An 18,539-nucleotide genomic window follows, 5' to 3' on the forward strand; every position below is an offset into this window, starting at 1 on the left:
ATGTCTATTCAGTCTTTAGAAAAATATTTGCCTCAAAATACACTTTCGTATTTACAGAAATGGTTTTCAGATTATTATATTCACATAAAAGTTACTAAAAATCGAAATTCAAAACTTGGAGACTATCGTAAGTTGAGGGATAATTCGCACGAAATTACCATCAATTCTACATTAGTTCCTCAGCTTTTCTTTTTCGTATTAACCCACGAATTGGCGCATCTTATTGCCTTCGAAAAATTCGGAAGAAGAATTGCTCCACACGGGAACGAATGGAAACATACTTTCAGAGAAATGCTTTTGGAAAGCGTGGATGTTTACGATGAAGATCTGAAGCCGATTATGACTAAGTTTTCACGGTCTCCAAAAGCAAATTTTATGGCGAGCCCGGATCTTGTAAAATATTTTCATATTGATAATCAGAATGATGATGAGGTTTTTATTGAGAAGCTTAAAAAGGGCGAAAACTTCATCTATAGGGAACAAAAGTATTTATTGGAGGGTCTGATTAAAAAAAACTATCTTTGTATGAATCTGGCTACAGGAAGAAAGTATGCTTTCAAACCTTTGGCGAGAGTTAAAAAATGCAGTTAAATATGTCAAAATCAGATAAATACTGTGTGATTATGGCGGGAGGAATCGGTAGTAGATTCTGGCCTCTGAGCACACAGAAATTTCCCAAACAATTTCAGGATATTTTAGGAACGGGTCGTACCATGATTCAGCAGACTTATGACAGAATCAGTAAGGTTATTCCTAAAGAAAACATATTTGTAATTACCAACAAAGAGTATGTAGCGCTTTCTCATCAGCAATTACCAGAAATTCCTGAGGATAATGTAGTGGGCGAACCTTTGATGAAAAATACGGCTGCGTGTAATCTTTATATGGCAAATAAAATTGCTGAAATTAATCCTGATGCTACAATGATTGTGCTTCCTGCAGATCATTTAATCTTAAAAGAAGACGTTTTTTTAGAGAAAGTAGAATTGGCTTTCAGTATTGCTTCTACTCATGATTACTTGGTGACTTTAGGAATTACACCAACAAGACCAGATACAGGTTACGGATATATCCAATTTGTAGAGAAAAAAGATTCAGACTATTATAAAGTTAAAACTTTTACGGAAAAACCTATTCTTGAAATTGCCAAAAGTTTCCTTGAAAGCGGAGATTTCCTTTGGAATGCAGGAATTTTTATCTGGAATGTAAAATCTATTCATAAAGCTTTTGATATGTTTCTTCCGGATATGACTCAGCAGTTTATGGCTTGCGAATACAATGCCGAAGCTGAGGTAAGCTGTATAGAACTTATTTATCCTAAAATTCAAAAAATATCAATCGATAACGGGATTTTAGAAAAAGCTAAAAATGTATATGTAATTCCAGCTGATTTAGGCTGGAGCGATCTCGGAACCTGGACTTCGGTTTTCGAAAACAGCGACAGAGACGAAAATGAAAATGCAGTCAATATCAAAACAGCGCTTACTTACGATTCTACAGGAAATATTATTCATGTGAAAAATAATAAGGCAGTTGTGATAGACGGTTTAAAAGATTTTATCGTTGTAGATACAGATAAAGTACTTTTAATCTGCCCAAGAGAGCATGATCAGCAGATTAAAGAATACGTTTTAGATTTAAAAAGCCTTAAAAAAGGAGAGAAATTTATGTAAATATTGGCATAGTTTCTGTCCGTATTTCAAACTATGAAAAAAATTACAACACTTACTTTTCTTTTTTTCTTTTTGGGAATCTCTGTTTTTTCTCAGGAAAAGAAAAAATTCTCAAATATTGATACCGTTTTGGGAAAAATTGTTCCCAATAGCAAAGTTGATTTTTGGGTATTGGTTAATAACAAATATGGCAAAAATAGGGAAGTAAAAGTCTCGGGAACTAAGCAGGATTATCTTCCTCAATTTGTTGGATTTAATTTCAGACCGGGTGAAGAAAGTTTTTATTATATTGTTTCTTCTGTAGGAGGCAAAATAAGTTATTTAACAGATCTAAAGGAATTAAAAGAGTTTATCGGAAAGGTTGATAACGCCGAAGAAGCTGCATTGTCTGCTGTTTTAGATGGTTATTTAATCGATGAGCAATTTGTGGATGTTGCTGCCAATTATTATACAGATGCTACAAATTATTACTTAGATCTTGGGAAAATTACCTCAAAAGAGTGTCCTTATCAGAAAACACATTTTACATTAACGGTTAATAAATCTACTGGTGTAGTTTCGAATATTAAAGATAACGGAACATACATCGAGGTTTATACTAAAAACTGTACAAATAATCCACGTCTTTTAAAAATAGAAAAGAAAGAAGAACCTAAAGATGACCCAAAAAAACAACCCGCCAAAAAAAGAAAATAATTTCTACGAAACAGAAAGGCTTTTAATTCGACCTGTTTCTGTAGATGATGCTGATATTATTTTTCAGCTTTATAATATGCCTAATTTTATAAAGTTTATTGGAAATAAGCACATCAATTCTCTTTCTGATGCCGAAAATTACATTAAATCCAAGTTTTTACCACAAATTGAAAAGCTTGGTTTCGGAAATTATATTCTTGTTTTAAAAGAAGGAAATCAGAAAATCGGAAGTGTGGGAATTTTCGAAAGAGAAGGTTTAGACGTTGCAGATATCGGGTTTTCTGTCCTTGAAAAATTTGAAGGTAAAGGTTTAATGTTTGAAGCCTCTCAAAAAATAAAATCTGTCGGTATGGATAATTTTGGCTTAAATAAAATTTCTGCCATTACCTCAAAAGACAATTTTTCTTCTCAAAAATTAATCGAAAGATTAGGTTTAAAATTCCAAAAATATGTAACGCTTCCCAATGAAGATGAAGAGTTGATGTATTACGAAACAGAATAACGAAATACTAAAATCACAAATGTTTTCAGGAAAAAACACAAAATATTTATGAAATTAGTGAAAACATTCGTGAAAATCTGTGTTTAAATTTATTCTAAAATCTGTGCTGCGGCCGTTTTAGAAGTCACCTTTTCAATAACTCTCGTGCAAATTCCTTTTTCATCGAAAATAAAAGTAGTTCTCACTATTCCCATATAAGTTTTACCAAAAGTTTTTTTCTCCTGCCAAACCCCGAATTTCTCGATGATATCACGATTTTCGTCGGCAATCAAATCATAAGGAAAGGCAAATTTGCTGTGAAAGTTCTTTTGCTTTTTTACAGTATCTCCGCTGATCCCTAAAAGCTGAAATCCTGCTTTTTCCAATTGCGAATAATTATCGCTCAAATTGCACGCTTCTACAGTACAGGTTGGAGTGTTCGCCTGCGGATAAAAGAAAATAACTAATTTTTTTCCGAGTAACTTTTCAGAATTAATTGTTTCTCCGTCCTGATTTATTCCTTCAAATTGTGGTAATTGGTCTCCAACTTTCAGCATAATGATTTATTTTTGTTCAAATTTAATGGTTAAATGACAAAAAAGCAAAGAGCCGCACTCGTTCAGGAAGAATTAGAAAAGTTATATCCTGTTGTTCCTATTTTTTTAGATCATACAGATGTTTATACTCTAATGGTTGCTGTTGCCCTTTCTGCACAAACTACTGATAAGAAGGTAAATGAGGTAACTCCCGAACTTTTCGCTGTAGCAGGAACACCGCAAAGAATGGCTAAACTGGAGGATTTTGAAATTAAAGAACTCATCAAAGAAATCGGACTTTCTAATACAAAAGCTAAGAATCTGAAAAAAATGGCAGAGCAACTTTTGGAAAAACATAACGGGATTGTCCCTCAAACGTATGAAGAACTTGAAGAATTGGCAGGAGTGGGGCACAAAACAGCTTCTGTAGTGATGAGTCAGGGCTTTGGATTTCCTGCTTTTCCCGTCGATACGCACATTCACAGACTGATGACGCAATGGAAGCTCACTTCCGGAAAAAATGTCGTAGAAACTGAGAAAGATGCAAAAAAATTATGGAAAGAAGAGTTTTGGAATAAACTTCACTTACAGATTATTTTCTATGGCCGAGAATATTCTCCGGCAAGAGGAAAAGGCGAGAAAGATTTTATTACAAAAATGTTGTTCGAAGAAAAAGATAAATAATATAACAGCCGCAAAATTCCCCTCCATTGGAGGGGTGGCGAAAATTCGCAAGAATTTTTGACGGGGTGGTTAAATAATAAATAGTTTTTAAAAAATCACTCAACATCCAACAACCTCCTATGATAGTTGATCTGCCCCAAATGATAACCCAAATGCCCAAACAAATGAATCAGAAAATATTCTGTAGTCATTTTATAGCCTAAAGCTTCAATAGGATATTCTTTTTTTAGATCTTCCTCAGAAACTTTATCAAGTGAAGAATGTATCACCTCAATGGTTTTTTCAATTTTCTCAATCAATTCCGTTCTCGGAACATTCTTTAATGAAAATTCAAGCTCTCTGTTTCTTACATACCCTGAATTTCCCAATATTGATCCAATAAAATGATTGATATTTCCAACCAAATGAAGCGCTAAATTTCCTGCAGAATTGAGAATGTTTTTATCAATTTTCCAGATGTTTTCTTCGTTTTGATAGGCTTCTATTTCTTTTTTTAATTGATTTAAATCTCTTGTGAATAATGATTTTATACTTTCTGTCATAATTTTAGTTTTATTAAATTCTCCTTCCTTGAAGGGGTGGATTTTTGTGAAACAAAAAGACGGGGTAGTTAACTAACAAATCAAAATTAAGAAAAATCAATATTCCGAGTAATTTTATTTTACTAAAGCTCTAAAATATCCTATGAAATCTTTTGTGAAATTTTCTACTTTTGTATTATAATCTATAAAACCATAAACAGTGTCGTTTTTCTGAAAACTATTGTTATTAAGCACTAATTTTTGATAAACAGGTTTCGTCTTCATAAATTTTATTTCGCCATGTAAGGTTTTAGGGTCAATATCTTTAATGAAAAAATGATCATCAAATACTTTGATTAAAACTCCATTTCCATAAAGGCCATTATTGTTATTAAGTAAAATCTCCAAGGTGTCATTTTTTGAAACAGCGTTGCATTTATATTTATCGGTTTGAAATAAAACTGTGGTCTGAATAATATAAGCCGTTCTAGTTTTACTTTCTAATTTTTCCTTTTTATAAAGTTTCAGTTCAGGATATTTTGATAACAATTTAATAGTGTCATTTTGTGGAAGATTTTTATCAATGACAAATTTTTCAAAAGACTGTTCGGCTTTCTTCTCTTTTTTGCAGCTTACAATTGATAAACAGAAAATTAAAATGAATATAAAATATAAAGTTCGTTTCATGATTTTGTTTAAACAAATCTAAAACAAAAAAGCCACGAAAAATTAATTCGTGGCTTCTATAATTTAATGAGAAAATTTTCTCTGTAATTTTAGGTTAAACTTACTTCTGCTTCGTCGCCCAAAGCTTCATTTTTCTGTTTAAAACATCCAAAGGAAGACAACCCTGGCTCAAAACTTCATCATGGAATTTTGCCAGATTAAATTTATCGCCCAATTCTTTCTGGTATTTTTCTCTCAGTTCTCTGATTCTTAAAGACCCAATTTTGTAACCTAAAGCTTGTCCGGGCATTGCCATATATCTTTCAACTTCTGCAGTTGCGCCAGCTTCATCATAGGCAATATTGCTTAGGAAATAAGTAATAGCGTCTTCTCTTGTCATTTTTCCGGTATGAATTCCGGTGTCAACGACCAAACGTACTGCACGAAGCATCTGATCGCTCAAATAACCCATTTTTTGGTAAGGATCTGTGTACAACCCGAATTCCGGACCTAAAGTTTCGCAATAATGCGCCCAACCTTCACCATAAGCTCCAAACCAGCCGAATCTCATGAATTTTGGAAGTTTTGTATTTTCTTGTTGCAGAGAAACCTGATAATGATGTCCCGGAATCGCTTCGTGTAAGAAAAGAGATTCCATTCCTGAAGTAACGTTGAATTTTGACGGATCAGGAAGTGGCATATAGAAAATTCCTGGTCTTTTTCCATCGGGAGTTCCCTGGATGTATTCTGCGCTTGCGCTTGCTTCTCTGAATTTTTCGGTCTGTCTGATTTCAAATTTAGTCTTTGGCGTTACGCTGAACATTGTTTTTAGCTTTGGAGTTATTTTAGCTAAAATCCCGTTGAAACCATCCAAAACTTCTTTTGAGGTTTTGTAAGGCATTGCTTTAGGATCTGTTTTTACAGAATTGATAAATTCCTCAAGCGTTCCTTTGAAACCAACTTGTTGTTTTACCTTTTCCATTTCACCACGTAACATGGCAACTTGCTGTAGACCAATTTTATTGATTTCTTCAGGTGTTTTGTTGGTTGTTGTCCAGCTTTTAGCATAATATCTGTAAATATTGTCTCCTTTAGGAAGGCTGTTGTAACCGTCTGTTTCTCTGGATTTAGGCAAATATTCTTTTTCTAAAAACTCGCCCATTTTTGTATACGCTGGAATGATATTTTTTGTAATCGCCTCTTTATACAGTTTGGTAAGTTTTTCTTTTTGTTCTTTGCTGAAGCTCTTTGGAAAATTTTTTATAGGTCCGTAGAAAATATTCTTTTCAAAATCTGGTGTGATGATTTCTTCAGCTTTCATTTGGGGAATCATTTTTACCACTAATTTTCTTGGGAGAACGAATTTGTTGTTTATTCCTTCACGGAAATTATCTGCAGCAGCATTCATCCACTCCGGGAATTTTTCCATTCTTTTTAACCAGTCTTCATAATCTTTTTCTGTGTTGAAAGGCTGACTTCCTTGTCCGCTTCCATACAAAGGAAAGTTTAATGGTAAGCCTGTAAACTGGCTGAAAGGAATATATTCAGGATGATAAGCGTAAGCTTCAATTTTATCTTTTAAAGTATAATCTAAAACATCATAAACCACTTTGTCTTCATCTGAAAGGCTTTTGTAATCTACATTTTCAAGCTGTTTTTGGATGGAGTTATAAAAAGCAATTTCTCCCAAAATAAAATCTTTATCAATATTGATCGGAAGCTGGTCGTTGTACCTCAAGTCTCCTTGTGAAGTGGCTTCTAAAGGATAAAGCTTCAGATATTGCTCATAATAATTAGACGCAATAGAATCTATATTGGTTGGCGTAACTTTCGTTAATGGTGAATCTGATTTTTTGCAAGATGAGATGCTCACCGCCAAGCCGAGACCGATTATGGTTTTAAATAAAATATTTTTCATAGATAATCTTTACTTTTTATTTGTAAGATGAAATACAATGGTTGTTACAAAATTTTGTTTCAGCATTTTATTCAAACGAATAAATAACAAAAATAACCAATATTGTACATCAAATTTGTTTTAAATGTAGATTTTAATAAAAATAATTTTCAAAACATTTTTCAGATTCGTACAATTTTTTATCTTTGCCTAAAGCATTTAACAATCATAGTATTACAGCTCTTTTTTAAGAAATAATGAAAGGGATTTTAAAAATTTACCATCCGGACGAAACACTAAAATACAATATAAGAAGCACTTATTGCAAGGCTGTTTATAGTAATCAAAAACACTTTCTGGAAGTAGAGGTCATTACCGACGACGGTTTGGATCATGTAGACGACGATTCTCTGCAGTACAACTTTCCTCAGCTTTCGCTGGAAATAATTGAATTTCCAATAGATTCTGCCGAAATTGAAGGAAAAACATTCGAAATCAACGATTCTGACGATGAGGTTTATACCGAAGTCAATTTGTTTGATGATGAAGATGCCTTCATCTACGATAACGAACTTTGTTTTGAGAAAAACGAAGAAAATGAGCTTCAGGTAATCTGGAAAGGAAACATTGATGATTTTTACACAGGTTCTGATACTCCGATTCCTTTCAGGCTGAAATGCGAATTTAAACAAGACGAAATAGAGGTAGACGAAGACTAATCGCTGCCAAAATATAAACTACAAATTTCTTTTCAAATACTCTTTTGGAAAGAAATTTGCTTTTTTAAGACATTATTAGCTTTGGGATGTGTTTTTTAAGCTTATTTTAAGATAAGGATTAATAATATTCCATTATTTTTGTCGTTTAAAATCATTATAAAAATAATCAATTAATGCTGTTAACGGAACTTACTCAGATTTTATTTGCACAGGTCGCTGTACCTGCTGTACCGGTAGAAAAGCTTGAATTTTCTTTTTGGAATATCCTTTTTCATGGTGGTGCTTTCGCTAAAATAGTGATGGTAACTGTTTTGTTATTAGGAGTTTTCTCTGTTTATCTTTTTTTTGAAAGATTTTTCTTTATTAAAAGAATGACTTCAAAAACGGATTCTAATTTTATGAATAACATCGAAGATTTCATAAGAGACGGAAAGATAGAAGCTGCAGCAGATTATTGTAAAACACAGAATTCACCGGAATCCAGAATTTTAGAAAAAGGAATTTCAAGATTGGGAAGACCCGTTTCTGATATTGTTAGCGCAATGGAATCTCAGGCGCAAATTGAGGTTGCCAACATGGAAAAAAACCTGAATCTTTTGGCAGTTGTACCAAGTATTGCACCGATGTTGGGTCTTTTGGGAACGGTAATCGGGATGATTATTGCGTTCTTTGATCTGTCTCATGCTGAAGGCGCTTTCTCTCCGAAAACTTTATCTGAAGGTATTTATACCGCTCTTGGACAAACTGCAGTTGGTTTGGCGGTAGCCATTCCTGCCAACTTTTTCTATAATATTTTGCTGACAAGAATTGATAAATTTGTTCTGAGAAGCCAGAATGTTTCGGGAGAATTTTTAGATATTATCAATAAACCTTTATAAATTCTAACAGATGAAAATTCAGAGAAGAAATAAAGCGCACCCGGAATTCAGTTTAGCAGCAATGACAGACGTTATCTTGCTAATGTTGATTTTCTTTATGATTACCTCTTCGGCGGCTAATCAGAGTGCGATTGATGTAAAACTTCCACAAACAGGAAGTGTAGATAACAACATTCCGAATCCTATGACGGTAAGTGTAAAACCAGACGGATCGTATTTTGTAAACGATATTCCTGTAGCGAGAGAATTGGTAGAACAAACGATCCTGAGTGACCTTCAGAGTAAATCGGCAAAATCATTTACCATAAGAGCAGATGAAAGCACAATGCATAAAGATGTTGTTTTTTTAATGGAAATTGCTGAAAAAAATAAATTGAATATCGCCATTGCAACGGTTAAAGATAAATAGTACTTCCGAAAATACCGGAAAAGATCATTTTAAAATGAGAAGCTATATTGTAAACAGAGACGAGGAAAACAGAGATAAGGTAAAAAGTGCAATACTTTCTATCATGATTTGGTCTGCTATTTTGTTATTCGTTTTCATCTATAAAATGAAACCTACTGAGCGTGCAAAAGAACCTGAGGTGATTACTACAATGCTCGTTAACTTTGGAGATAACAGAAATGGATCAGGTGTTGAAGAACCTGCAAATCAAGAAGGGAGTTTGGCTGCAGAAGCTATAGAAACCGCTCCAGAGCCTGTTGAAAATGTTGTTTCTGAACCTAAAACAGTAATTACTCCGGATCCAAAGCCTGAATCAAAGAAAACTGAGGTTAAAGAAAAAATAATTACCGGAACAAATACCAAAGTTACCGCTCCGAAAAAAGAAGATTCAAAAACCAATAAAAAATCAACGGCAAGTTCGACTACGAAAAGCGCAAAAAGTTCTGCAACAACAGCCAATTCTAAAACAGGAAATGGCGACGGAAAAGGAACTGCAGCCATCGGAAATCTAATTAGAGGTCGTGGTACAAAAGCCGGAAGTCAAGGTACAGGAACTGGAATAGGTAATAATGGCGATCCTTTAGGCGGAGATGGAAATGGCGACAGCAAAGTAGGAATTGACCGTCGATTGATTGGATATATTCCAGGAACAATGGGAAGAGGAGGTGCGCAACCAAGTCATAATTGTACTGCGAGCGGATCGATTACCATTGCTTACACCGTAGATAAAGCCGGAAATATTTCTTCTGCACGAAGATCAGGCGGAATTTCAGATCCTTGTGTAGTTTCTACTTCGGTTGCTTGGGTTAAAAAATACGTGAAAGCTGAAAAAGCCAGCGTTTCATCCACCGGAACTTATAACATTACATTTTAAAAATACAAAAGCACTTTATTCAAGTGCTTTTTTTTATTTGTCATATAATTAATCATTTAATCTTTATCGGTGATTTCTTGGAGATTAATTCTTCGCGATTTCGTTAATTCTGTTGATAATCGGAAGTGCAAAAATTCCGCTGGTTTTAAGATAGAGTTCGTAGAAGGTTTTTGCTTTGTCCAGAAACTCATTATTCTTTTCTACTTTTCCGTTGTAATAGAAAAGATTACCAAGCATTTCGTAATAATCTTTGTGATCTCTTTCCTGTCTTTCGTTCACAATCTCGATAATTTCTTCCTTAGATTTTGAGGAAAGAACTTGAAAATCAAATTTAAAAATATCTTTCATTAAAGAATCGAAATCTAATTCTTTCTGCATTAAACTTTCTTCTGGTTTGTCTAAAATCAGTTTTTCTAAAGCTTGAGTTAACTGACGTATTAATCTTAATGTGAATTCTTTATCTGTAATCATTTTTTTAGTTTAAAGTTTCGGGTTTTTAGTTCCGAGTTGATTATCGTTTAATTATAATTTTAAATTTATGATTTGAATTTATGCGAAAAACAAATATGCCAATCCAATTGCAGTAATTACACCCACCAAATCAGCCAAAAGCATGGCAATTACTGTATATCTCGTATTCTTTACGGCTACTGCTCCAAAATAAACTGCGATCACGTAAAACGTCGTGTCTGAGCTTCCCTGAAGAACCGCTGCCAATTTACCCTGGAAACTGTCAGCTCCAAAAGTTGCCATCGTATCAACCATCATTCCTCTTGCTCCGGAACCGGACAAAGGTTTGATTAATGCAGTCGGAAGACCATCGACAAATCTGGCATCTAAATTTGCAACATTTGCCACCCATTTCATTCCATCAATAATAACATCAAAAACTCCTGAAGTTCTTAATAAAGAAATAGCAATCAGCATTCCTACCAAATAAGGAATGATCTTTACACACGTCCAGAAACCTTCTTTTGCGCCTTCAATAAAAGCATCAAAAACATTGATCTTTTTGTAAACGGCTCCGAGAACAATGGCAATAAAAATAAATAAGATCAAACCATTGCTTAAAACTTTGCTGAAATCATCCAGCTCGTTCTTGCTCAATTGAACTAAATAGACAACCAAAAGCGCGATCAAAGCTGAAATTCCTCCAACATAGGCAAGAACAATAGGTTTTAATAGATTTATTTTTTGATAAGCAGAAACAATAATCATTGCCGCTAAAGTTGCTGCAAAAGTCGCGATCATACACGGAAGAAAAATATCAGTCGGTGTTTTTGAACCCATCGAAGCCCTGATTGCAATAATAGAAACAGGAATCAATGTCATTCCGCCTGCGTGAAGACAGAGAAACATAATTTGTGAATTGCTCGCTGTCTCTTTATTTGGATTTAAAGTCTGTAAACTTTCCATTGCTTTTAGACCAAAAGGAGTTGCGGCATTATCCAAACCTAAAAGATTGGCGCTAAAGTTCATCAGCATGTGACCGAAAGCAGGGTGGTTTTTGGGTATTTCTGGAAATAATTTTGAGAAAAATGGCTGTATTAATCGGCTTAAAAGATTGATTCCACCAGCTTTTTCTGCGATACTCATGAAACCCATGAAGAGCGTCATGATACCTATTAAACCAAGACATATTTTAACGGCAGTTTCAGATGTTCCAATGACGCCATCTGCTTCCTGAACTCGGTAAACCTGTACATTTTGTTTCAGAGAATCTGCTTTATAATGGATTCTGCTGTCGGCAAAATCATTTTTTTTCATCAGGCTATCTTTTACAATAGGAGAGAGTGTAGTGATGTTTTGGGTAGCAATTTGTACGGTGTCGCCGCCTTTTCCTACAACCATATCATTAAAAATGGTTTTGTAGTGGCTTGACGAGATGTATTTTATACTTGCAATAGTAATGGCAATGATGATGAAAGCCGACCAAATTCTGCTGAGAACCATTTGATTAAATTAATTGTTTAAACTTAGTTAAAAAAAACTCAGATTACAAAAAGGATGAAAATAAATTTTAATGATGCCAGTAAATTTGAACAATGTTTGTCATTCCGGAGAAATCTAAGGATATAAATTAAAGATTTGAATCTAGATTCCTACGAAATGATAAGCAGAATGTATAATCTAACAATTGGTATTTTCATCCAAATACACCAATTCTCCTTCAAAATCATCATCCAGACTTTTTAAAATCTTGGCATTGGCTGTTTTCTTTTGTAATTCTTTAATAAAAAAGCTTTTCTCAAAAAACTGACGGTGAATTCCCGGAAGAAGTTCCATAAAATAATCCATGCCTATTTTATTGTTGTGGAGATCCATTTTGGTTTCCAAAGGCTCGTTCGGAAATAATTCTTCGTGCAGATCTGTAATTTTTTTACAGAAGTTTAATGCTTTTTCAGGAGATGAAACTTTGCAGCAATACATCATAATCAGGCAACACCAAAGTGAATGTCTGAAAGCGTTTCCTTCACCGTTTTTGGATGCCGTTTTAGGATAAAGCTTCTGTGCGATAGAAAAGGCTTTTATCGTTGCATAAAAACTTAAAATCGAAAAAAGAGGGTGTGGCAAAACTGCAGATAAGAGTCTAAAGATTTTCTTTAAACTCATTGATGTGATGGTATTTAAAATAACTTTAAATGTCCTCATAAAAATAAAAATCTCTCCCAAATTGAGAGAGATAATATGTTTTTTAGTTTAAATTTTAAGCTTTTACAGCCAAAAGATTTACTGTTTTAGAAACAACTTCTTTAATTTCTGTTCTTTTTACAATAAAATCTACAAAGCCTTTTTCCTGCAAGAATTCTGAAGTCTGAAAACCTTCAGGTAAATCTCTACCGATTGTTTCACGGATAACTCTTGGTCCTGCAAATCCTATCAAAGCTTTTGGTTCTGCCATAATAATATCTGCAGTCATTGCAAATGAAGCGGTAATTCCACCGAAAGTTGGGTCACAAAGATAAGCGATGTATAAAAGTCCTGCTTCTGAAAGCTGGGCCAATTTAGCCTGAACTTTTGCCAACTGCATCAAAGAATAGGTTGCTTCCTGCATTCTTGCTCCACCAGACTGACAAATAATCATGTACGGAAGTCTTTTTTCGATACAGTAATCAATTGCTCTTCTGATTTTTTCACCCATTACAGAACCTAAAGATCCTCCAATGAAAGCAAAATCCATACAAGAAACTACCATTTCAGTTCCGTTTACGGTTCCTACAGCATTTCTGATAGAATCTGTAAGCTTAGTTTTTGCTTTTACTTCTTTTAGACGGTCGGTGTATGACTTGGTATCTTTAAAGTTAAGAATATCAATACTTTCCACATTCGCATCCAGCTCAGTGAATTTTCCTTCGTCAAAAAGGATGTCAAAAAACTCTGCACTTCCTATTCTTACATGAAAATCGTCTTCAGGAGAAACATAATTGTTTTTCTTTAGTTCATCGTGTTCCACAACTTTTCCTGATGGAGTCTGATGCCAAAGACCTTTTGGTACGTCTTTTTTATCATCTGTAGAAGTGGTAATATTTTGTGCTTTTCTTTTAAACCAGTCGAATGCCATCTTGTATGTATTAATGTATAAAAGTAAAATGTATTAATGTAAAATTTTCAAATCATGAATACATTTTACATTAATACACTGATACAATTTTTATTTTAAAGTATTTACGTTATTTAAATCTTCAAATGCCTGAACTAATCTCTTAGAGAAAGTTTCTTCACCTTTTCTGATCCAAACTCTTGGGTCATAGTATTTTTTGTTAGGCTTTTCTTCTCCTTCAGGGTTTCCGATTTGAGTTTTCAAATATTCTACATTGTTGATCATGTAATCTCTGATTCCTTCTGAGTAAGCGAACTGAAGATCAGTATCAATATTCATCTTAATTACCCCGTAATCAATAGCTTCTCTGATTTCTTCTAAAGATGAACCTGAACCACCGTGGAATACAAAATTAATTGGCTTCTCTGCAGTTCCGAATTTTTCCTGAACAAATTTCTGAGAGTTATCTAAGATTTTTGGAGTAAGCACAACGTTTCCTGGCTTGTAAACTCCGTGTACGTTTCCGAAAGCTGCTGCAATGGTAAAGTTGTCAGAAACTGCTTTCAGTTTTTCGTAAGTGTAAGCGATGTCTTCTGGCTGAGTGTACAATAAAGAGTTGTCTACACTAGAATTGTCTACACCGTCTTCTTCACCTCCTGTAACCCCGATTTCAACTTCTAAAGTCATCTGCATTTTTGCCATTCTCTCGAAATATTGAGCAGAGATCTCAAGGTTTTCTTCTAAAGATTCTTCAGAAAGATCAAGCATGTGAGAAGAGTAAAGAGATTTTCCGGTCTGCTTGAAGAATTCTTCGTTAGCATCCATCAAACCATCGATCCAAGGCAACAATTTTTTTGCAGCGTGATCTGTATGTAAAATTACTGTTGCTCCGTAAGCTTCAGCAAGGGTATGAATATGTCTAGCTCCTGCGATACCACCTAAAATAGCTGATTTCTGAGCGTCATTGCTTAGTCCTTTTCCAGCGTTGAAAGCTGCTCCACCGTTAGAAAACTGAATGATAACAGGTGAATTTAATTTTGCTGCAGTTTCCATTACTGCGTTTACGTTGCTAGAACCAATTACGTTCACTGCAGGTAATGCAAATTTGTTTTCTTTAGCATATTGAAAAATATCTGTAACTAACTGACCTGTGGCAACTCCTGCCGGGAAAATTCTGCTCATGTTTTACTTTATTATAATATATTAGGATATTTTTTGAAAATTCTTGTAAAGGTAATCAATTTTAAGAAATTACTAATTTCTTTTATCTCGTCCCCAAAGTAGCTTCTGACGGATGGTTTCGTAGAAACTTAAATTGTTGGGCTGCACCAATAATAGCTGGAAGCTTGCTTTTTTTATCACAATTTCCTGATCGGTTTCGATATGAATTAATCTTGAATCTAATGAAAGAGAATATTGCGGAACTCTGCTTTCCACTTTAAATTTAATTTCTACTTTATCATTAACAACCAAAGGTCTTACATTTAAATTGTGTGGAGCAATCGGTGTAATAACAAAATTTTCGTTGTTTGGAGAAATAATAGGTCCGCCGCAACTTAATGAATAAGCTGTCGAACCCGTTGGTGTAGAAACAATTACACCATCACCCCAAAATACATTTAAAAATTCATCATTAATATAAGAATCCACCGTTACCATTGATGTGGTCTCTTTTCTGGAAACTGTTACATCATTTAAAGCATACGGAAAAAACTCATCAGACTTAGGTGAAACAACTTCAATTACAGATCTTCGGCTGGTTTTTACATCACCTTTTAAAATAGAATCGAGTTCTTTGAAGGCTTCTTCTTTGGTGAAACTTGCCAAAAATCCAAGTCTTCCGGTATTAACCCCCACAACAGGGATTTCAAGATTTTCAATAAAAGTTAAAGAGTTTACAATCGTTCCATCACCTCCGAAAGTGAAGAAAAGATCAACTTCTTTATCGATAAGATCTTGTTTGTTGCCAAAAGTCTCAAAAATTTTAGAAAACTGAAGCGCTTCAGCCATTTCGTCAAACAAAACAGATTTTACACCTCTGCTTTCCAGTTCAGAAATAAATTTGCTTAAATATAAAAAAGTATCAAGATCTTTTTTCTGAGAATATATGGCTGCCTTCATATTATATTTCGATAAATTTTTGTAAAAAACCTAAACGGTCTTTGAAAAGATCTGTTTTCTCATCAGAATAATATTTTTCTACAATTCTGTAATCATAACGGTCAAACGTTGCATCAATGGAAGCCAAATTTTCGTTACTGATTTTGATGGTGATATGAATCACTTCATCAGACATAAAACTGATAAATCCGCCGTAAAATTTAGAGTTGTTGCTCTCGACGATATTGGCAATTTCTGTCATAGAATATTTCCTTGCCGGAGTTTCTATCGTAAGAATAGCGCCGGTTTCTGAAAACAGAGGGTATTTTGAAAAGGTTTGAAAAACATCGTCGCAACAGATGTAACCCAGATATTTTTCATTTTTGTTAATCACAGGAATCACGTTGGCATTGAATGTATAAAACAATCGGATGCTATCCATGATATTATTGTCTTCCAAAATCGCAAACCGCTCGATCTGATGTTCCAGATTTTTCAGAGTACCTTCTTCCTCATAAAGGAAGTCTTTGGCGATGGCTCCGTAAAAGTGGTGGGATTTTTTAATGAAAATATGCGTATATCCAAATGCTTCTAGGGTTTCTCTAGCTGATTCGATAGAGTCAGTCAGATGAAAACACGGAAAATCTTTTGAGATATAGTCCTTGATAAACATTGTGCTAATTTATAAAATTTTAAACGAAACCTTTCTCTAAAAGTTAAGTTATTTTTCAAAAAAGTAAAAAAACGGATTCAAAAATTTGTTCGTAAAGAAAAATAAAGTATCTTTGTCGCCTTTCATTTTTACTTTTTATTAGATTTATTTCAAACTGCACTGTCTTTAGACAGACGCAGTTTTTTTATTTTAGGGCTTTTGCAAACTCCCACATCACGATTCCGCCGCATACACTTACGTTTAAAGAATGCTTTGTTCCGAGCTGTGGAATTTCAATAAAAGAATCAATATTCTGCAAAGCTTCGTCGCTGATTCCTTCCACTTCATTCCCTAAAATAACTGCATATTTTTTAGTGTTATCGATTTTAAAATCAGTAATCATCGTACTGTTAGTTGTTTGCTCGATACCTACAACTTCAAACCCCTGACTTTTTAAATCGTTTATCGTGACATTAATATCATTTTCATAACTCCAGTCTACACTTTCTGTTGCGCCTAAAGCTGCTTTATGAATTTCACGATGTGGCGGTTGTGGCGTAATTCCACACAGAATAATTTTCTGAACCAAAAAAGCATCTGCTGTTCTAAAAGTCGCACCCACATTGTGCATGCTTCTTATATTATCTAAAACCACCACCAAAGGAATTTTCTCAACCTTTTTAAAAGTTTCTACATCAATTCTGTTGAGTTCTTCCAGTTTTAATTTATTTACCAAAATAATTTTTATTTCTTATTACAATTTACGAATTCTTCTTTATGAACGGATTTAAAAACGATCCATTATTTTTATTTTTTTGCACCCATAATCTGATGCACATTTTTTTCAATATTCTGAGCGATCGTTTCCATCGGAATATCATTCTCATCATTATTGAAAGGATCCTCAATTTCTTCAGCAATTAATTCGAGACTCATCAATACATAATATACAAAAACCGTCAGCGGGATCATAAATAGCCCAAGATTGATCACGTAAGCAATCGGTAAAGCCAAAACATATAAAATAATAAACTTTTTTATAAATGAAGAGTATGAATAGGGGATTGGTGTATTTTTAATTCTTTCACAACCTCCGCAAACATCAAGAAAACCTGAGATCTGCGTATCTAAATACAGCATTTCTACATCAGAAATTTTTCCTTCCTTTTTTAATTGATGCAATTTGTGCGTCAGAAGAATCACCAAATCTGTAGGTCCGTGATTTTTTAAAGATTTTTCAATTTCAGAATAATCTTCATCAAGAGCCAATCTTGTAGACTCCTGAGAAAGATGTTTAGCTAAAAAATGTGGATAGTATTTTAAGTAACGTGCAATTTGGTTTGCAGAATCTCTGTCGTTTGAAAGAATCATATTGATTTTTACGGCAAAATTTCTCGTGTCATTTACCAGTTTTCCCCAAAGTTTTCTTCCTTCCCACCATCTGTCGTAAGCGGTATTCGTTCTGAAAACCAACAATAAAGACAAAACAAATCCCAATAAAGAATGAATCATCCCGACATTGCTGACTTTAGATTTTGAGGTCAAATGCAGATATTCAATTTCCAGATACTGGATTCCGTAAGAATAAACAGCCATCAAAATCATTGTTGGAAAAAGGATTTTCATGGTGTCGCTTTTATGTAAGCTGACCAATATTTTCAGAAAATGTTTGGTATTGTAAACTCTCATGGGTTGCGTGTCTTTTGCAAAGATAAAATATTCGGTTTGTTTTTTTTCGCAGAAATCTTATTTTAAACTTAATAGATTGATTTAAGGGATGGAGATTTTTTAACAACAAATACCATTGTTTATCCTAAATACTTTAGTAATACCCGTTGTGTATTTTGAATAAGTTTTTAAATACTTGATATTTAAAACATTGTATTTCTTTGTTAAATGAAATCGAAGATTCGACGAAGTCAAATGCCTTTGTTTATTTAAAAAAAAGAGGTCTATCTAAATGAACTTTGTCTTTCTTAGCGATTAAAAAACGCAAGGATAGGCAAGGAATTTTAAAAAATACTGGAATAAGATATACAAAGCCGTTTCACTTATTTCCGAAAAACAAAATTTAAAATGCACAATGGGTTTTAGTAATATGTATTAAAATTAAATTTATGCTTAAAATCTGTGCAAATCTGAGTAATCTGTGGGAATTAACATCAAAATTTTT

The 18,539-nt window shown here is 33.8% G+C and carries 22 protein-coding genes; 9 read left to right on the forward strand and 13 right to left on the reverse strand.

Annotation, left to right across the window (positions count from 1 at the left end):
- Genes OEW74_RS01265 through OEW74_RS01280 form a run of 4 tightly spaced genes read left to right on the forward strand, consistent with a single transcriptional unit; the run spans position 1 to position 2,871 of the window.
- Positions 1–591, forward strand: a complete 591-nt coding sequence (locus OEW74_RS01265) for a SprT-like domain-containing protein (protein WP_265426757.1) — start codon at positions 1–3, stop codon at positions 589–591.
- Positions 592–593: 2 nt separating this feature from the next.
- Positions 594–1,673, forward strand: a complete 1,080-nt coding sequence (locus OEW74_RS01270) for a mannose-1-phosphate guanylyltransferase (protein WP_265426758.1) — start codon at positions 594–596, stop codon at positions 1,671–1,673.
- A gap of 33 nt (positions 1,674–1,706) precedes the next feature.
- Positions 1,707–2,369: a hypothetical protein gene (locus OEW74_RS01275; RefSeq protein ID WP_265426759.1), complete on the forward strand. Its 663-nt coding sequence runs from the start codon at positions 1,707–1,709 to the stop codon at positions 2,367–2,369.
- Positions 2,332–2,871 (forward strand): GNAT family N-acetyltransferase, encoded by a 540-nt coding sequence (locus OEW74_RS01280; protein WP_265426760.1) that lies wholly within the window; start codon positions 2,332–2,334, stop codon positions 2,869–2,871. The genes OEW74_RS01275 and OEW74_RS01280 overlap by 38 nt, the downstream gene beginning before the upstream one ends.
- 89 nt (positions 2,872–2,960) lie before the next feature.
- Here the strand turns inward: OEW74_RS01280 and bcp are convergent, their stop codons facing one another.
- A complete protein-coding gene (gene bcp / locus OEW74_RS01285; protein ID WP_265426761.1) occupies positions 2,961–3,407 on the reverse strand; it encodes a thioredoxin-dependent thiol peroxidase in 447 nt (148 codons plus the stop codon).
- A gap of 33 nt (positions 3,408–3,440) precedes the next feature.
- Between bcp and OEW74_RS01290 the strand changes: the two genes are divergently transcribed.
- A complete protein-coding gene (locus OEW74_RS01290; protein ID WP_079463471.1) occupies positions 3,441–4,070 on the forward strand; it encodes an endonuclease III domain-containing protein in 630 nt (209 codons plus the stop codon).
- A 95-nt stretch (positions 4,071–4,165) separates the two neighbouring features.
- Here OEW74_RS01290 and OEW74_RS01295 read toward each other — a convergent pair whose 3' ends face one another.
- The 3 genes from OEW74_RS01295 to OEW74_RS01305 form a co-directional block, all read right to left on the reverse strand.
- A complete protein-coding gene (locus OEW74_RS01295) occupies positions 4,166–4,612 on the reverse strand; it encodes a DinB family protein (RefSeq protein ID WP_265426762.1) in 447 nt (148 codons plus the stop codon).
- Between the two features lie 114 nt (positions 4,613–4,726).
- Positions 4,727–5,278 carry a hypothetical protein gene (locus OEW74_RS01300; RefSeq protein WP_265426763.1) on the reverse strand — a complete coding sequence of 184 codons (552 nt, stop codon included), beginning with the start codon at positions 5,276–5,278 and terminating at the stop codon, positions 4,727–4,729.
- 100 nt (positions 5,279–5,378) lie between these two features.
- Positions 5,379–7,175, reverse strand: a complete 1,797-nt coding sequence (locus tag OEW74_RS01305; protein ID WP_265426764.1) for a DUF885 domain-containing protein — start codon at positions 7,173–7,175, stop codon at positions 5,379–5,381.
- A 236-nt stretch (positions 7,176–7,411) separates the two neighbouring features.
- On the opposite strand from OEW74_RS01305, the gene OEW74_RS01310 reads away from it, so the two are divergent.
- The 4 genes from OEW74_RS01310 to OEW74_RS01325 all read left to right on the forward strand — a co-directional run bounded on the left by OEW74_RS01310 (position 7,412) and on the right by OEW74_RS01325 (position 10,073).
- Entirely contained in the window at positions 7,412–7,873 is a 462-nt protein-coding gene (locus OEW74_RS01310; protein ID WP_265426765.1) for a hypothetical protein, read from the forward strand.
- A 173-nt stretch (positions 7,874–8,046) separates the two neighbouring features.
- Positions 8,047–8,751, forward strand: coding sequence for a MotA/TolQ/ExbB proton channel family protein (locus OEW74_RS01315; protein ID WP_230650110.1), 705 nt, complete (start codon positions 8,047–8,049; stop codon positions 8,749–8,751).
- A 10-nt stretch (positions 8,752–8,761) separates the two neighbouring features.
- Positions 8,762–9,160, forward strand: coding sequence for an ExbD/TolR family protein (locus tag OEW74_RS01320; RefSeq protein ID WP_265426766.1), 399 nt, complete (start codon positions 8,762–8,764; stop codon positions 9,158–9,160).
- A 34-nt stretch (positions 9,161–9,194) separates the two neighbouring features.
- Positions 9,195–10,073, forward strand: a complete 879-nt coding sequence (locus OEW74_RS01325; protein ID WP_265426767.1) for a ferric siderophore ABC transporter substrate-binding protein — start codon at positions 9,195–9,197, stop codon at positions 10,071–10,073.
- An 84-nt stretch (positions 10,074–10,157) separates the two neighbouring features.
- Here the strand turns inward: OEW74_RS01325 and OEW74_RS01330 are convergent, their stop codons facing one another.
- The 9 genes from OEW74_RS01330 to OEW74_RS01370 all read right to left on the reverse strand — a co-directional run bounded on the left by OEW74_RS01330 (position 10,158) and on the right by OEW74_RS01370 (position 18,055).
- Positions 10,158–10,544, reverse strand: coding sequence for a hypothetical protein (locus OEW74_RS01330; RefSeq protein WP_265426768.1), 387 nt, complete (start codon positions 10,542–10,544; stop codon positions 10,158–10,160).
- 78 nt (positions 10,545–10,622) lie between these two features.
- Positions 10,623–12,026 carry a nucleoside recognition domain-containing protein gene (locus OEW74_RS01335; RefSeq protein WP_265426769.1) on the reverse strand — a complete coding sequence of 468 codons (1,404 nt, stop codon included), beginning with the start codon at positions 12,024–12,026 and terminating at the stop codon, positions 10,623–10,625.
- Between the two features lie 177 nt (positions 12,027–12,203).
- A complete protein-coding gene (locus OEW74_RS01340; protein ID WP_265426770.1) occupies positions 12,204–12,725 on the reverse strand; it encodes a DUF6973 domain-containing protein in 522 nt (173 codons plus the stop codon).
- 55 nt (positions 12,726–12,780) lie between these two features.
- Entirely contained in the window at positions 12,781–13,635 is an 855-nt protein-coding gene (gene accD / locus OEW74_RS01345; RefSeq protein WP_265426771.1) for an acetyl-CoA carboxylase, carboxyltransferase subunit beta, read from the reverse strand.
- A 90-nt stretch (positions 13,636–13,725) separates the two neighbouring features.
- Positions 13,726–14,796: a class II fructose-bisphosphate aldolase gene (fbaA, locus tag OEW74_RS01350; RefSeq protein WP_265426772.1), complete on the reverse strand. Its 1,071-nt coding sequence runs from the start codon at positions 14,794–14,796 to the stop codon at positions 13,726–13,728.
- A 72-nt stretch (positions 14,797–14,868) separates the two neighbouring features.
- Positions 14,869–15,735 carry an NAD kinase gene (locus OEW74_RS01355; protein ID WP_265426773.1) on the reverse strand — a complete coding sequence of 289 codons (867 nt, stop codon included), beginning with the start codon at positions 15,733–15,735 and terminating at the stop codon, positions 14,869–14,871.
- A 1-nt stretch (position 15,736) separates the two neighbouring features.
- Positions 15,737–16,387, reverse strand: a complete 651-nt coding sequence (locus tag OEW74_RS01360; RefSeq protein ID WP_074230613.1) for a CBS domain-containing protein — start codon at positions 16,385–16,387, stop codon at positions 15,737–15,739.
- A 184-nt stretch (positions 16,388–16,571) separates the two neighbouring features.
- Entirely contained in the window at positions 16,572–17,102 is a 531-nt protein-coding gene (locus OEW74_RS01365; RefSeq protein ID WP_159472590.1) for an RNA methyltransferase, read from the reverse strand.
- A gap of 71 nt (positions 17,103–17,173) precedes the next feature.
- Positions 17,174–18,055 (reverse strand): bestrophin family protein, encoded by an 882-nt coding sequence (locus OEW74_RS01370; protein WP_265426774.1) that lies wholly within the window; start codon positions 18,053–18,055, stop codon positions 17,174–17,176.
- Positions 18,056–18,539: the final 484 nt, after the last annotated feature.

Source organism: Chryseobacterium sp. YIM B08800 (assembly GCF_026163565.1).
Taxonomy (GTDB): domain Bacteria; phylum Bacteroidota; class Bacteroidia; order Flavobacteriales; family Weeksellaceae; genus Chryseobacterium.